This is a genomic window from Microbacterium sp. P2_F9 (assembly GCF_056403635.1).
Map to the genome: position 1 here is coordinate 1 of NZ_JBFUFC010000010.1, position 14446 is coordinate 14446.

11 protein-coding genes are annotated in these 14446 nt (G+C 70.6%); 4 read left to right on the plus strand and 7 right to left on the minus strand.

Going from position 1 to position 14446, the window contains the following annotated elements; genetic code table 11:
• Window positions 1-422: enoyl-CoA hydratase-related protein (locus tag AC1DVT_RS02060; protein ID WP_477386088.1), on the minus strand; the 422-nt coding region annotated here is incomplete at its 3' end.
• 21 nt (window positions 423-443) lie between these two features.
• Window positions 444-1616, minus strand: a complete 1173-nt coding sequence (locus tag AC1DVT_RS02065) for an acyl-CoA dehydrogenase family protein (RefSeq protein ID WP_477386090.1) — start codon at window positions 1614-1616, stop codon at window positions 444-446.
• A 391-nt stretch (window positions 1617-2007) separates the two neighbouring features.
• On the opposite strand from AC1DVT_RS02065, the gene AC1DVT_RS02070 reads away from it, so the two are divergent.
• Genes AC1DVT_RS02070 through AC1DVT_RS02085 form a run of 4 tightly spaced genes read left to right on the plus strand, consistent with a single transcriptional unit; the run spans window position 2008 to window position 8727 of the window.
• Window positions 2008-5031, plus strand: a complete 3024-nt coding sequence (locus AC1DVT_RS02070; RefSeq protein WP_477386092.1) for an FtsX-like permease family protein — start codon at window positions 2008-2010, stop codon at window positions 5029-5031.
• On the plus strand, window positions 5028-7172 hold the full coding sequence (locus AC1DVT_RS02075; protein ID WP_477386094.1) for an FtsX-like permease family protein: 2145 nt from the start codon (window positions 5028-5030) through the stop codon (window positions 7170-7172). Before AC1DVT_RS02070 ends, AC1DVT_RS02075 begins: the two co-directional genes overlap by 4 nt.
• Window positions 7169-8050: an ABC transporter ATP-binding protein gene (locus AC1DVT_RS02080; protein WP_477386096.1), complete on the plus strand. Its 882-nt coding sequence runs from the start codon at window positions 7169-7171 to the stop codon at window positions 8048-8050. The genes AC1DVT_RS02075 and AC1DVT_RS02080 overlap by 4 nt, the downstream gene beginning before the upstream one ends.
• Window positions 8047-8727, plus strand: a complete 681-nt coding sequence (locus tag AC1DVT_RS02085) for an ABC transporter ATP-binding protein (protein ID WP_457099445.1) — start codon at window positions 8047-8049, stop codon at window positions 8725-8727. The genes AC1DVT_RS02080 and AC1DVT_RS02085 overlap by 4 nt, the downstream gene beginning before the upstream one ends.
• A gap of 45 nt (window positions 8728-8772) precedes the next feature.
• Here the strand turns inward: AC1DVT_RS02085 and AC1DVT_RS02090 are convergent, their stop codons facing one another.
• The 5 genes from AC1DVT_RS02090 to AC1DVT_RS02110 are packed head-to-tail and all read right to left on the minus strand — an operon-like array spanning window position 8773 to window position 14282.
• The gene (locus tag AC1DVT_RS02090) at window positions 8773-9951 is read right to left on the minus strand and encodes a thiolase family protein (RefSeq protein WP_477386098.1); all 1179 of its coding nucleotides are present in this window, start codon (window positions 9949-9951) and stop codon (window positions 8773-8775) included.
• Between the two features lie 35 nt (window positions 9952-9986).
• Complete coding sequence (locus AC1DVT_RS02095; RefSeq protein ID WP_477386100.1) at window positions 9987-11165, minus strand: bifunctional 2-methylcitrate synthase/citrate synthase; 1179 nt, start codon at window positions 11163-11165, stop codon at window positions 9987-9989.
• Between the two features lie 11 nt (window positions 11166-11176).
• Window positions 11177-12076, minus strand: a complete 900-nt coding sequence (prpB, locus tag AC1DVT_RS02100) for a methylisocitrate lyase (protein WP_477386102.1) — start codon at window positions 12074-12076, stop codon at window positions 11177-11179.
• Window positions 12076-13602 (minus strand): MmgE/PrpD family protein, encoded by a 1527-nt coding sequence (locus AC1DVT_RS02105; RefSeq protein ID WP_477386104.1) that lies wholly within the window; start codon window positions 13600-13602, stop codon window positions 12076-12078. The genes prpB and AC1DVT_RS02105 overlap by 1 nt, the downstream gene beginning before the upstream one ends.
• Window positions 13599-14282, minus strand: a complete 684-nt coding sequence (locus tag AC1DVT_RS02110) for a GntR family transcriptional regulator (RefSeq protein ID WP_477386106.1) — start codon at window positions 14280-14282, stop codon at window positions 13599-13601. Before AC1DVT_RS02110 ends, AC1DVT_RS02105 begins: the two co-directional genes overlap by 4 nt.
• Between the last annotated feature and the right edge of the window lie 164 nt (window positions 14283-14446).

Genomic DNA, 14446 nt, shown 5'->3' on the forward strand with positions numbered 1-14446 from the left:
ATGCCGGGGATGACGCCGAGGTTGATCTCGGGCTGGCCGAACTTCGCGGTGTCGGCGGCGTAGATGATGTCGCACATCATCGCGAGCTCGCACCCGCCGCCGAGCGCGTACCCCGAGACCGCGGCGATGACCGGCGTGCGGACCGCGGCGAACCGCCCCCACGCGCCGAAGTGGTCGCCCATGATCATGTCGAGCCCGGTCTTGGACTCCATCTCCTTGATGTCGGCACCGGCAGCGAAGGCGCGCTCGGAGCCGGTCACGACGATGGCGCCGATGCCCTCGTCGGCGTCGAACGCGGTGGCCGCGACGACGATGTCGTTCATCACCTGCGAGTTGAGGGCGTTGAGCGCCTCGGGACGGTTCAGGGTGATCCAGCCGACGCGCCCGCGCGTCTCGACGATGATCGTCGTGTATTCAGTCATGCGGCCCATCGTTTCATGCGGTCAGGAGCGGAGGAGCTCGCGGCCGATGATCACGCGCATGATCTCGTTCGTGCCCTCGAGGATCTGGTGCACCCGGAGGTCGCGCACGACCTTCTCGATGCCGTAGTCCTGCAGGTAGCCGTAGCCGCCGTGCAGCTGGAGTGCCTCGTTGGCCACCCGGAACCCCGCATCGGTGGCGAAGCGCTTGGCCATCGCGCACTGCATCGCGGCATCCGGCGCCTTCTCGTCCATCGCGATCGCGGCGTCGCGCACAAGCGCCCGCGCCGCGCGCAGCTCGGTCGCCATGTCGGCGAGTGTGAAGACCACGGACTGCCGTTCGGCGAGCGGCTCGCCGAACGTGAACCGCTCCTTGACGTACTGCGTGGCCCGCTCGAGCGCCCACTGCGCACCGCCCAGCGAGCACGCGGCGATGTTGATGCGCCCGCCGTTGAGGCCGGCCATCGCGATCTTGAACCCCTGGCCTTCGGCCCCCAGCAGGCTCGTCGCCGGCACCCGCACCTCGTCGAGGATCACCTGCCGCGTCGGCTGGGCGTTCCACCCCATCTTCCGCTCGTTCGCGCCGAACGAGAGGCCCGGCGCATCGTCCGGCACGAGGAAGGCGCTGATTCCGCGCGCCCCTGGTTCACCCGTGCGCGCCATCACGACATAGACGGATGCCTCGCCCCCACCGGAGATGAACTGCTTGACGCCCGTCAGCACGTAGTCGTCGCCCGACCGGATCGCGGTCGTGGCGATGGCCGCGGCATCCGATCCCGCCCCAGGCTCGGTGAGGCAGTAGGCGCCGAAGTCGTTCATCGCGGTGAGCCGCGGCAGCCACTCGTGCCGCTGCGCATCGCTGCCGTGGGAGTCGATCATCCACGCGACCATGTTGTGGATCGAGATGTAGGCGGCGATGGACGGGTCGGCCTTCGCGAGCTCCTCGATGACCTGCACCACGACCGACCGCGGCAGAGCCGACCCGCCGATGTCTTCGCGGACGTACAGCCCGCCGAGCCCGAGTTCGCCGCCGCGCTGCAGGACCTCGCGGGGGAAGTGCTTCTCGGCGTCCCACTCGATCGCGTGCGGCGCGAGCTCGGACTGCGCGAAGTCGCGCACCGCCTCGAGGATCGCGTCACGCTCGTCGGCGGTCAGTTGTGGAGCGGATGCCTCGGCTACCGCGGACTCCGGGGTCATTGTGTGGTCCTCTCGCCAGACGTCGATGTCAGGCTGATCAGTTTACATGGACATCCTACTATTTTGTCGGGACTCCATGGATCAGGCTCTTTCCGAAATGTTCACCCGGACGACACCTTTCGCGGGTAGACCAGAAGCGACCCCGCGGAGATGCTGATCCCCAGAGCGTCTCCGCCCCGCGCCGGCTACGGCGCATGGCCCGCCCTCGCAGTGGCGGGTGCGTGAGTCCCGGACGACTTCGGGTGTCGTCCGGGACTCACCCTTCTCTGCCGCCCTTCCGCTCGGCGTGCACGCCTGGGATCCCGTGGCGCGCGGGGGCCGTTCCCCTGAGGCCCGCTCGCCCGGCGGAACGGGGCCTTATCCTCGATTCRGTGCGCATCGATGCGCGGCGATGGAGGGGACGGACGGCCTGTTCACGATCCTCCGCATGCGCCAGCGTGCCAGCCTGTTCATCGGCCTCTTCATGGTCGGTGCGATCATCACCGGCGTCTGCGCCGGAGTAGTCGGCTTCCTGTCGTCTTCGGCGACGACGGGTGTGCGCGGTGCGCTGGCAGCGACTCCTGCGACCGACCTCTCCCTGGGCATCACGATGCCGCTGGCGCCCGATGCCGCCGAGCAGGCGCGCGTGACCGCCCAGACCCTGCGCAACGTCTTCCATGACGGAGCCCGCGCGATTCCGATCTCGATCGAATCGACTGTGCAGAGCGTGATCGCGCTCGAGGATCCGGGTGCCGATTCGGGCGCCGCCACCCGGCGCGCCGGTGTCGCGACCGCGTCTCATCTGGACTCCGACGCGCAGATCGCGGCCGGTCGATGGGGCTCGGATCCGGGCGAGGCGACACTGCAGGCGGATGCCGCTGCCGCACTGGGAGTGGTCCCCGGCGACACGCTGTCGATCGAAGGACGCGAGGTCACCGTCGTCGGCACGTGGCGGCTGGCCGATGCGAACGACGCCCGCTGGATGGCCGACGAGTTGTGGACAACGGGAGCCGATGGCAGCACCGTAGGCCCGATCATCATCGATCCGTCCCTCTGGAGCACGCTCAACGCCGAGCCCTGGGTCAACTGGACGATCATCCCCGACGCGGGACGCCTGCAGGCCACCGACCTGGCGGCGATCGATGAGGCGTGGGACGAGACATCCGCCGCCCTGAAGGCTGCGGGTCTTCAGACCGGCGTCCGGTCCGGCCGGTTCCTCGCCTCAGCGGGTGAGCTCGGCACACGACTCGCCGCGCTTCAGACCGCGATCCCCCTCGCCCTCGTCACCCTCGCCGCGATCGCGGCGCTCACCCTCTGGGAACTCGCCGGCCTCACCACCCGCACCAGGGCGACCGAGACGGCGCTGCTGTGGTCACGGGGCGCGACGACCGCATCGCTCTCCGTGCGCGCCGGCGCCGAAGCCGCGGTGGTGACCGCGATCGGGTCGGCGGTGGGCGTGTCGGTCGCCGCGCTGCTGCAGTGGAATGCCGGAGGGACGGATGCCGCGGCATCCGCTCTCGCCTCCGGCTGGTGGGCAGCCGCCGCCGTGATCGCGGTGACGGCGCTGGCCTTCGCGGTCCGCGCGGCGCGCACCGCGGGTCCGGCGCGGGCAGCCGATCGTGCGGGTCGCGCGCGCAGGTTCGCCGGTGCGGGCGGGGTCGTGCTCCTCGTCATCGCGGCGGGACTCTCGACCTGGCAGCTGCTCACGTACGGGCCGATCACCGGGACGGGCATCGGCGGCACGAGCGTTGACCCGATCACGGTCGTCGCGCCGGCCCTCATCCTCGCGAGCGGAGTGCTCCTCGGCCTCTACGCATTCCCGCTGCTCGCGGGCGCGGCCGAGCGCACGGCGACGCGCACGACCGGTATGGCACTCGCCGTGCGCGGCGTGTCCCGCCGCATCGGAGCAGCGGCTGCGGCCATCGTCATGATCGGGCTCGCGGCGGGGCAGCTGATCGTCGCGGCGGGGTACAGCGCGACGTGGTCCGCGGCATTCACCCAGACGCAGGAGCTGGAGGCGGGGACCGCGCTGCGTCTCGCGGCCGGTTTCGACGGGGTCGCGGAAGCTGACCTCGATCGTGCGGCGGCGGCGACGGATGTCGTCGGGCTCGCCCCCGTGCACGTCGTGTCGTTCAGCATCGGCGGAGACCGCGCGAGCCTGGTGGGTGTCGCCCCGGCGGCGATCGCCGACCTGATGGCGGACGGACGGGGCCTCATCGACCCCGTCGCCGTGTCGGTCGCGATCCCCTCGCCGTCGGCCGCGATCCTTCCCGACGGGGCGACCACGGTCAGCGTCGACGTGGGGTCGTCACCGGCCATCGCCGAGTCCGTCTGGCTCACGGACGCGTGGGGTCGGCTCGAGAAGCTGACCCTCACCACGTCGACACCAGGAGTCGCCACCGCCGTGCTCCCGTCCGAGGACCGGACACCGTGGCGGCTGGCCGCGATCGATCTCGCGCCGACCGGCGACGATGCCGCAGCCACGACCGACGAATCCCTCATTGCCGTGGAATCGGTCACAACCGACGCGGGGGCGGTGAGTCCGGTGCCCTCGACCCTGGCCGCCTTCCGCGACGGGGGCGCTCTCATGTCGCGGGCCGAAATCGCCGCCAAGGGTCTGCTGCGCGGCAGCGGCGCGGTGCTGCGCCTGCTCCCTGCGGCGGGTGTCAGCCCGATCGCGATCTCGGAGACGCTCGCCGAGCGCATCGGGGCCGAGATCGGGTCGTCGATCGCGATCACCGTTCCGCCCGCCACGATCCCCCTGCAGACCGTCGTAGCGGCGATCACCCCGGCGATCCCGGGCAGCCATGACCCGTCAGCGGTCATGATCGACGGCTCGGTGATCGATGCCGAGGCGCTCCGGACCGCTGTCGGTCCCGAGCCCGCCGCGACCGTGTGGGTGGGATCGACCCGTGCGAGCGAGAGCGCGGAGTCGCTGCGCGCGCTGCTGCCCGCGTCCGTCCGGGTCCGCGAACTCGGTGCGGAGCCCGATCTGCCGATGCTCGCCGCCGGGGCGACGGCGCTGTGGCTCGCGGCCGGCGCCGGCTCGGTGCTCGCGATCGCGGGTCTCGTCGCCGTATGCGCCGGCCAGCAGCGCGAGCGACGACACGAGATCGCGGTGCTCCGGGCAGTCGGGCTCTCTTCGGGCCAGCAGGGCGGGGTGCGACGAGGCGAACTCGCCCTCATCACCGGCTGGGGGGCGATCTGCGGGGTGGCCGCCGGAACCGTGACGCTCCTCGTCGTCGTGGCAACTCTGGCCCGCGCCGCGATCCCCGGTGCGTACCCGAACATCCTGACGCCAGTGCAGTGGGATCCCGTCACAGGTGCCACCGCCCTAGGTGCGCTCCTGATCGCGGTGACGGTGGTCATAGCGATCGCGGGAGTGCTCACGGAACGAAGTGCCCGGTCGCTCACGCTCCAGGAAGCCGAAGGATGAGCCGGGAGCGCCGTGGTGCGTGGGGGCTGCTGACCCGGCAGGCCGCGACCGACCTGCCCCTCGCCGTGATCGTCGCGGCCGTGGTCGCGGTGGGCTCGCTGCTCGTGACCGTCGGCCCCGGCGCGCTCGCTCAGGTGGCCGACCGCGAAGTGCGGCACACGCTGACCGAATACTCCGCACTCCGCCATGACCTCACCGCTTCGGCGCCGTTCAGCTACCCGAGCGGGCGCGCCGAGGTGACCTCCGATCCGGAGCGCGACTTCACGGCGATCACCACGACAGTCGAGGGCGTCGGACACGGTCTGAGCGAACCGCTCGCCTCCCTCCTCGGCGCGCCGCAATGGGCGGCGATGTCTACGCGTGAGTTCGCGACGGTGCGGGATGACCGGGACCTGACCGCCGCACCGGTGCTCGGTCTGGTGGCGGCTCCGCAGTGGCGCGAGCTCATCACCTTTGTCGAGGGTGTCGCGCCGACGCCGGGGGCGGCAGCCGAAAGCGAAGAGGGCGAGCCGTCGTCGCATACCCCGGTTGAAATCGCACTGTCGGTCGCCGCCGCCCGTCAGGTCGGGCTGGTCGTCGGCGATGTCATCGACACCGACACTGCCACGTATGCGGTCTCCGGCCTGTACGAACCCGCCGATCCGGGCGACCCGTTCTGGGGGCATCTGTCGCTCCTGCAGAGCCCGGCGCCGGGCCGCGGCGACGATGGAAGGCCGAGCTACTCCCTCGACGCGCTGATCGCTCCCGCATCGACGGCCGCCCTCCCGCAGCGGTTCAAGATCGCACGCCTCGAGGCGTGGTACCCGGTGCTGATCGACGAGGTCGCGTTCGCCGACCTGCCGGTCATCGCGGAGCAGATCCGTCAGCTCAGCTCCCAGAGCATCCTGCTGCCCTCGAACGAGACGCTGCTGTTCACGCCACGGCTCGCATTGGATCTCGACCAGGTCACCGCGCGGGTCACGGTGACCACGGCGCTGCTGGCGCTGCTCCTCGCCGGTCCGCTCGGAGTGATGCTCGCGGTGCTCGCACTGGCCGCGGGTTCGATCGCCGACCGCCGTTCGACCGCGCTGGCTCTCGCTCGGGCTCGCGGCGCCAGCGGACTGCAGCTGCGCACGGCGATGATGGTCGAGGGCGCGGTGCTCGCCGTCCCCGCGGCCGCGCTCGGGGCTGCCGCCGCATTCGCGGCGACGGGCGGCCGGACGACCATGCTCGATCTCTGGCCCGCGGTGCTCGTCGCCGCGACGCCGCCCCTCCTGTTCGCCCTCGCGGTGCCCGCGGCCGCCGACCGGCCTCGCCGCCGGACGAGCATCCGGTGGGTCGTCGAGGTGCTCGTCACCGGCCTGGCCGCCGCATCCGTCTTCCTGCTGTTCCGTCGCGGCGTCGCGCCTGCCGGCGCGGGGATCGATCCCCTCGTCGCCGCCGCGCCCCTTCTCATCGCGGCTGCCGTCACGGTGGGGGTGCTGAGGGCCTACCCGTGGCTCATGGCGGCGGCCCAGCGCGCGGCCAGCCGAGCCCGCGGGGCCGTTGGACTGGTGGGCTCGGCACACGCCGTGCGCGCGCCGTCCCTCGGCTTCGCCGCGGCGTTCGCGCTGATCGTCGGCGTCTCGATCGCCGTCTTCTCGGCCGGAGTGGCGGCCTCACTCGCCGATGCGCTCGCCGCCGAGCCCGTGCCCGGCGGYGACGCGCCCGCACTCAGCGCCGGGCACCCGCTCGTCGTCGCAGTCTTCGCGGTCCTCGCCGCGGCCGCCGCACTGCCGCTGCTCTTCTGCATCGTCGCGATCGTGCTGGCCGTGATCGCCGCCGCGCGAACCCGCAGCCGGACGGTCGGGGTGCTGCGGGTGCTGGGATTCTCGGCCAGCCAGGTGCGTGGCCTCGTGGCATGGGAGATCGTGCCCGTGGTCGTCGTCGCGATCGTCGCAGGCGTCGCGCTCGGGGTCGCGGAGGTGTTCGTGCTCAGCGCCGCCCTGGACCTGACGTCGATCGTCGGCGCCAGGAGCTCACCGGCGGCGCGCGTGGACGCGCCCGTCACGGCGGCCATCGCGCTCGCCTTCGCGGCCGCGACCGCCGTTGCCGCGGCGATCGCCACCAGGGTCGCGCGCCGACGATCGCCCGGGTACCGGATCAGGATGGGAGCCGAATGACCTCTCAGATCAGTTGTGTCGACCTCGTGCGGATCTTCTCCGCGCAGGGCGTCGAGGTGCAGGCCCTGCAGGGGCTCAATCTCGAGATCGAGGCGGGCGAACTGACCGCAATCGTCGGTGCGTCGGGCTCGGGCAAGTCGACGCTCCTCACGATCCTGTCGGGGCTCGACACCCCGACAGCAGGGTCGGCCACGGTCGACGGCCACGATCTGCTGTCGATGCGCGGGGCTGAGCGCACACGCTATCGGCGGGAGACCGTCGGGTTCGTCTTCCAGCAGACCGAGCGCAATCTGCTGCCGTTCCTCACCGCCTCCGAGAACATCACGATGGCTCTCACCGTGGCCCGCTCGCCTCGCTCGCTCCGCGCCGCACGGGTCGATGGCATGCTCGAGGTGCTCGGCCTCACCGCGCTGCGCGACCGCACCCCGGGTGAGCTCTCCGGAGGCCAGCGGCAGCGGGTCGCGATCGCCGTCGCCCTGGCCAACGCACCCCGGGTGCTGCTCGCAGACGAGCCGACGGGTGAGCTCGACGAAGCGGCATCCGCTCAGATCCTCGAGCTGCTCCGCGAGATCAATGAGCGGCTCGGCGTGACGGTGCTCATCGTCACGCACGACGAGGCGGTCTCCGGCCATGTGCGCCGGACGATCCAGATCCGCGACGGTCGCACCTCGACCGAGGTGCTGCGCTCGGTGCGCACCGACCACGAGGGCGTGCAGCAGCACATCGCCCGGGAGTACGCGGTGCTCGACCGCGTCGGGCGCCTGCAGCTGCCCCAGGAGTATCTGACCCACCTCGCCCTGCGAAACCTGGTGCGTCTCGAACTCGAGACCGATCACGTGCAGGTGCATCCGACGGGCGAAGCCGAGGACGACGCATGACCGACGACAGGGCCGTGCTGCGCAGCGCCGGCGTGACCAAGACCTACGGCAGCGCGCCGAACGAGGTGCACGCGGTCGCCGACGTCTCGGTCGAGCTGCACGCGGGCGAGCTCCTCATGCTGCGCGGGCCGTCCGGTTCGGGCAAGACGACGCTCCTCAACATCCTGGGCGGGCTGGATGCCCCGACCAGCGGGCGCGTGTGGCTGCGAGACAGCGAACTCACGGCGACACCGGAGAGCGAGCTGGTCGAGCTGCGCCGGCGCGACCTCGGCTTCGTGTTCCAGTCCTTCGCGCTGCTGCCGATGCTCACCGCCGCCGAGAACGTGGAGGTGCCGCTGCGGCTGATCGGCACGCCGGTCGCCGAGCGCACCGCTCGGGTGCGGGAGCTGCTCGAGAGCGTGGGGCTGTCCAAGCACGGGGCACAGCGCCCCGACGAGCTCTCGGGCGGACAGCGCCAGCGGGTCGGCATCGCACGCGCCCTCGCCAACCGGCCCGCCGTGCTGATCGCCGATGAGCCGACCGGTCAGCTCGACTCCCGCACCGGGGCGGCGATGATGGACCTCATCGCCGCACTCGTGCACGAGCACGAGGTCGCGGCGATCGTGACGACCCACGACCCGAAGCTGCTCGGCCGCGCCGATCGCCTGCTCGAGATCGCCGATGGTCGGCTGACCTAGGCGTGATGCCTCGCCGCCATCGATCCCGGCAGGTGAGGCAGGCGCTCAGAGCCGCTCGATGATCGTGGCGTTGGCCATGCCGCCGCCCTCGCACACGGTCTGCAGCCCGTAGCGACCGCCGGTCGCCTCGAGGTGCGCAAGCAGCGTGCCGAGGAGGCGCGTGCCCGAAGCGCCCACGGCGTGGCCGAGCGCGATCGCCCCACCCCAGGGGTTGAGCTTCGCCGGATCGGCCCCGAGCTCCTTCGCCCAGGCGAGCGGCACCGACGCGAACGCCTCGTTGACCTCGTACGCGTCGATCTCGTCGAGCGAGAGTCCGCTGCGCTCGAGGATGCGGCGCGTGGCCGGGATGGGCCCGGTGAGCATGAACAGGGGGTCGTCGCCGACGACGGCGAAGGAGTGGAACCGCGCGCGGGGGGTGAGGCCCAGCTGGAGCGCGCGCTCCTCGCTCATGATCAGAACAGCGGATGCCGCGTCCGTGAGCGGCGACGAACTGCCCGCGGTGATGTTCCACTCCAGATCGGGGAAGCGCGCGGCGACCTCGTCGGTGTGGAACGGAGAGCGAAGTCTGGCGAGCCCGTCGGCGGTCGTCGCTGGCCGCACGGTCTCATCGGTCGAGACGGTTCCGTGCGCAGTCTGGACGGGCACCACCTGGGAGGTGAATCGGCCATGGGCCCAGGCATCCGCCGCCCGTCGATGGGATTCGGCGGAGAATTCGTCGAGCTCCCGCCGCGAGAGGCCCCACCTGTGCGCGATGAGCTCGGCTGAGACACCCTGATTGACCGGGCCTTCGGGGTAGCGGGCGGCGAGGCCAGGTGCGAATGTTCCGCCCGTGCCCGACGAGCCGAGGGGGACGCGGCTCATCGACTCGACGCCGGCCGCGATCACGATGTCGTACGCGCCCGCGATGACCCCCTGCGCGGCGAAGTGCGCCGCCTGCTGGCTCGAGCCGCATTGCCGGTCGATCGTCGTGGCCGGCACGGACTCGTCGAACCCCGCCGCGAGTACGGCCTGCCGGCCGATGTTCATCGACTGGTCGGCCACCTGGCTGACGCAGCCCATCAGCACGTCGTCGATCTGGCGCGACTCGAGGCCGTTGCGCTCGAGCACCGCGCGCAGCACCACGGCAGCGAGATCGACGGGGTGCTCGCCGGAGAGCGCTCCGCCCGGCTTTCCACGCCCCGACGGGGTGCGGACGACATCGACGATGACAGCGGTCGTGCTCATGTTCTCTTCCCTCTGCTCAGGGCGACCGTCGGGGATCAGACGTCGGCCGACTCCGCCGGACGGGTCGTGATCGACGCGGTGACGGCATCCGGAACGTAGCCCTCGATGTGCCGCTCATCCGGGCCGTTGTAGGCCGACAGCGGGCGGATGAGCGCGTTGGATGCCGCCTGCTCCATGATGTGCGCCGTCCACCCTGTGACCCGCGCCGCGACGAACAGGGGCGTGAAGGTCAAGGTGTCGAAGCCGATCAGGTGGTACGCCGGTCCCGACGGGTAGTCGAGGTTCGGGTAGATCCCCTTGCGGGCGACGAACTCGGACTCCAGCTCCTCGTACAGGGCGGCGAGATCGTCGGCGTCGTAGTGCTCCACCAGAGTGTCGAGCGCGGCCTTCATCGTCGGCACGCGCGAGTCGCCGTGCTTGTAGACGCGGTGACCGAAGCCCATCACCTTGCGCTTCTCGGCGATGGCGGCGTCCAGCCAGGGCTTGACGTTCTCCGCCGACCCGATCTCGTCGAAGATGTGCATGACGGCCTCGTTCGCACCACCGTGCAGCGGACCCTTGAGCGCGCCGATCGCACCGACGACGGCGGAGTAGAGGTCGGCGATCGTCGAGGTGATCACGCGGGCCGTGAAGGTGGACGCGTTGAAGGAGTGCTCGGCGTACATGATCATCGACACGTTGAACGCTGCGGCGACGACGGGGTCGGGCTCCTCGCCGAACGTCATCCAGAGGAAGTTGTGCGAGTAGTCCAGATCCGCGCGCGGCTCGACGAGCTCCTGGCCGCGCCGACGCCGCTGATCGTAGGCGACCATGGCCGGCAGCTTCGCGAACAGGCGCCGCGACTTGCCGAGGTCGGACTCGCGCGAGGTGTCGTACGCAGCGGGATCGGATGCCCCGACCACCGAGACGGCCGTGCGCAGGACATCCATCGGATGGGCGTCGAGCGGCAGCAGGTCGATCGTCTGCTTGATCGCGTCGTCGAGGGCTCGGTGGGCGCGCTCCTCGGCCGTGAACTCCGCGAGCTGCTCGTCGGTGGGAAGCTCGCCGTACCAGAGCAGGTACGCGACGGCCTCGAACGACTGCGTCGCGGCCAGCTCCTGCACGGGGTAGCCCCGGTACAGCAGCGAGTTCGTGTCGGGGTTGACCTTGCTGACGGCCGTGTAGTCGGCGTAGACGCCGACGAGGCCCTTCTTGATGTCGGTCGGTTCGGTCATGCTGGCGCTCCTCAGTGCTGAATCTGGAAGTTGAACACCGAAGTGTCGAAGTGGTTGTAGGCCTCGTAGTCGATCAAGTCGTAGAGCTCGGCGCGGTGCTGCATCTCGCCGAGCTTCGAGGTGAGATGACCCTCTTCGAGGAGCGTATCGAGACCTCGGCCGGCGGCGCCCATCGCGATGCGCAGGAGTGACACCGGCCAGATGACGATATTGACCCCCGCGCCCTGCAGCTGGGCCGAGGAGAACAGCTCGCTCTTTCCGAACTCGGTCATGTTCGCGAGGATCGGCACGTCCAGCGCCGTCCGCATCGCCTCGAACTCGCGGAGGTCCCGCATCGCCTCGGGGAAGATCGCATCGGCCCCGGCATCCACGAGCGCCTTCGCGCGGTCGATCGCGGAATCCAATCCTTCAACGGCGCGGATGTCGGTCCGCGCCATGATCAGGAAGTTCGGGTCGCGGCGGGCATCGGCGGCGGCGCGGATGCGCTTGACCGCGGTGTCCTCGTCGACGACGGACTTGCCGTCGAGGTGGCCGCAGCGCTTCGGGTTGATCTGGTCCTCGATGTGGGTGCCGGCAAGGCCCGCGTCCTCGAGGGTCTGGATGGTGCGGGCGACGTTCATGGGCTCGCCGAACCCGGTGTCGGCGTCGATGATCGCCGGAAGCTCGGTCATGCGGGCGATCTGCTGCCCGCGGCCGGCGACCTCGGTGAGCGTGGTGAGGCCGATGTCAGGCAGGCCGAGGTCGGCACTCAGCACCGCTCCCGAGATGTAGACGCCCTCGAACCCCTTCTGCTCGATGAGCCGGGCGGAGAGCGGATTGAACGCGCCGGGGAAGCGGAGGAGCTCACCGGAGGCGAGAAGCTCCCGGAACAGGCGCCGCTTCTCCGCCGCGGGGGTCTGTGCGTAAAGCATCAGAACAGCCCCTTCGGGGCGGGGGCACCGGCCAGGACGCCGATGGCGGCGACGATCGTGAGCTCGCTGACCTCGTCCACCGTCAGCTCGGGCAGGCGCTGGACGAGGGCGAGGAACCGCTCGATCTCGGCGGCCTCGAGCACCGGCTCGGCGAGCAGCCGGAACTTGCGGATGTAGTCCTCGCGGGCGAACGGCCGGGCGCCGAGCGGGTGCGCATCGGCGACCGCGATCTCGTCGATGATCGTCTCGCCGTTCGTGAGGGTGATCTCGACCCGCCCGCCGAACGCCTTCTCGTCGGGGTCGTCGGAGTGGTAGCGGCGCGTCCATTCGGCATCCTCGGCGGTCGTCACCTTGTGCCACAGCTCGACGGTGTCGGGCCGCGCGGCGCGCTCCGGCGTGTACGAGTCGACGTGGTGCCAGGCACCGTCCTGCAGGGCGACCGTGAAGATGTACGGGATCGAGTGGTCGAGCGTCTCGCGGGATGCCGTCGGGTCGTACTTCTGCGGGTCGCCTGCGCCCGACCCGATGACGTAGTGGGTGTGATGGCTCGTGTGCAGGACGATCGACTCGATGTTCGCCGGGTCGGCCAGCTCCGGGTTCGAGCCGTGGAGCTTGCGCGCCAGGTCGATCCAGGCCTGCGCCTGGTACTCGGCCGAGTGCTCCTTCGTGTACGAGTCGAGGATCGCGCGCTTGGGTTCGCCCGGCTCCGGCAGCGGCACCTCGTACGCGGCATCCGGTCCATCCAGCAGCCACGCGATGACGCCGTCCTCGCCTTCGTAGATCGGGCTCGGCGAGGTCTCGCCGCGCATCGCGCGGTCGACGGCCTCGACCGCCATCTTGCCGGCGAAGGCCGGAGCGTGCGCCTTCCACGTCGAGATCTCGCCCTTGCGGGACTGCCGCGTGGCGGTGGTGGTGTGCAGCGCCTGGCCGACGGCCTGGTAGATCGTCTCGACGTCGAGCCCGAGGAGCGTGCCGATGCCGGCGGCGGCCGAGGGGCCGAGGTGGGCGACGTGKTCGATCTTGTGCTTGTGCAGGCAGATCGCGCRCACCAGGTCCATCTGGATCTCGTACCCGGTGGCGATGCCGCGGACGAGCGCCGCACCGTCGGCTCCGACGTGCTGGGCGACAGCGAGGATCGGCGGGATGTTGTCGCCGGGGTGCGAGTACTCGGCGGCGAGGAAGGTGTCGTGGTAGTCGAGTTCGCGCACGGCGACGCCGTTCGCCCATGCCGCCCACTCCGGGCTGGTGTGCCGCTCGATGGGGCAGCCGAACACGGTCGACCCACGGCCGCCGATCGACACCGCGTGGTCGAGCGCCTGCTGGCGGGCTGCGCTCACCGGCGCGCGGGTGAGGGATGCCGCGGCGACGGCGGCGTTGTCGATGACCCGGTTGATGATCATGTCGACGACCTCGGGCTGCACCTCGACCGGGTCGGCTGCGACCTCGGCGATGTGCCAGGCCAGCTGTCCTTCGCGCTCGAGGTTCTCGTCGCTGCGGTGCACGCGGGTGTGGTGGATGACGGTCATGCTGCTCCTCGGACTCTGTTGCCGGTGTTCGTGCCGGTGGCGGCTGCCGGGGCACCCTCGACCGAGTCGAGGATGTTCGTCAGCGCGTTGTGCAGGTGGACATGGGTGGCGTGCGCGGCCAGATCGGCGTCGCGCGCCGCGATCGCCGACGCGATCAGCCGGTGTTCGGCGACGGATGCCGCGAGCCGGCCGGGATTATCGCGCGCGAGCCGGCGCACCCGCACGAGATGGGTGCGGATCGTGCGCAGCGCAGCGGTGAGGTAGTCGTTGGCGACGGCGGCGTCGAGGGTTGCGTCGAACCGCGCGATCAGGTCGTAGTACTCGTCGGTCGCGGTGTCGCCGTCGAGGATCTCCGCCGTGAACTCGGCGGCGAGCGCCGCGAAGGTCGCGGGGTCTCCGCGTTCGGCGGCGAGCCGCGCCACCGTCTCCTCGAGCGCGCGGCGAGCCTCGAAGAGCTCCCGGATGTCRTCCGCGTCTACGTCGCTCACCACGGTCACACGCGGCGACTGCTGGACGACGAGCCCGTCCGCGGCCAGCCGGCCGATCGCCTCGCGCAGCGGTGTGCGGCTGACGCCGAGGCGCATCGCCTGCTCGACTTCGCCCAGGACTGTGCCAGGGGCAAGGTTTCCGGACTGGATCTCATCGAGAAGAGTGCCGTAGGCGCGATCGCTTGCTCGCATCCGACTCACCTCCTTGAGATTTACTTCCTGATTGTATACATAGATGCACCCTGCCAGCTGATTACGCGTCACTTCGCAGGTAAGCGTATACATACCCGATCCTCCCCGGCCTCGAAGCGTGCGGGTGAATTCACGTTCTTTGCTCTATTCACAAATTCATGAAA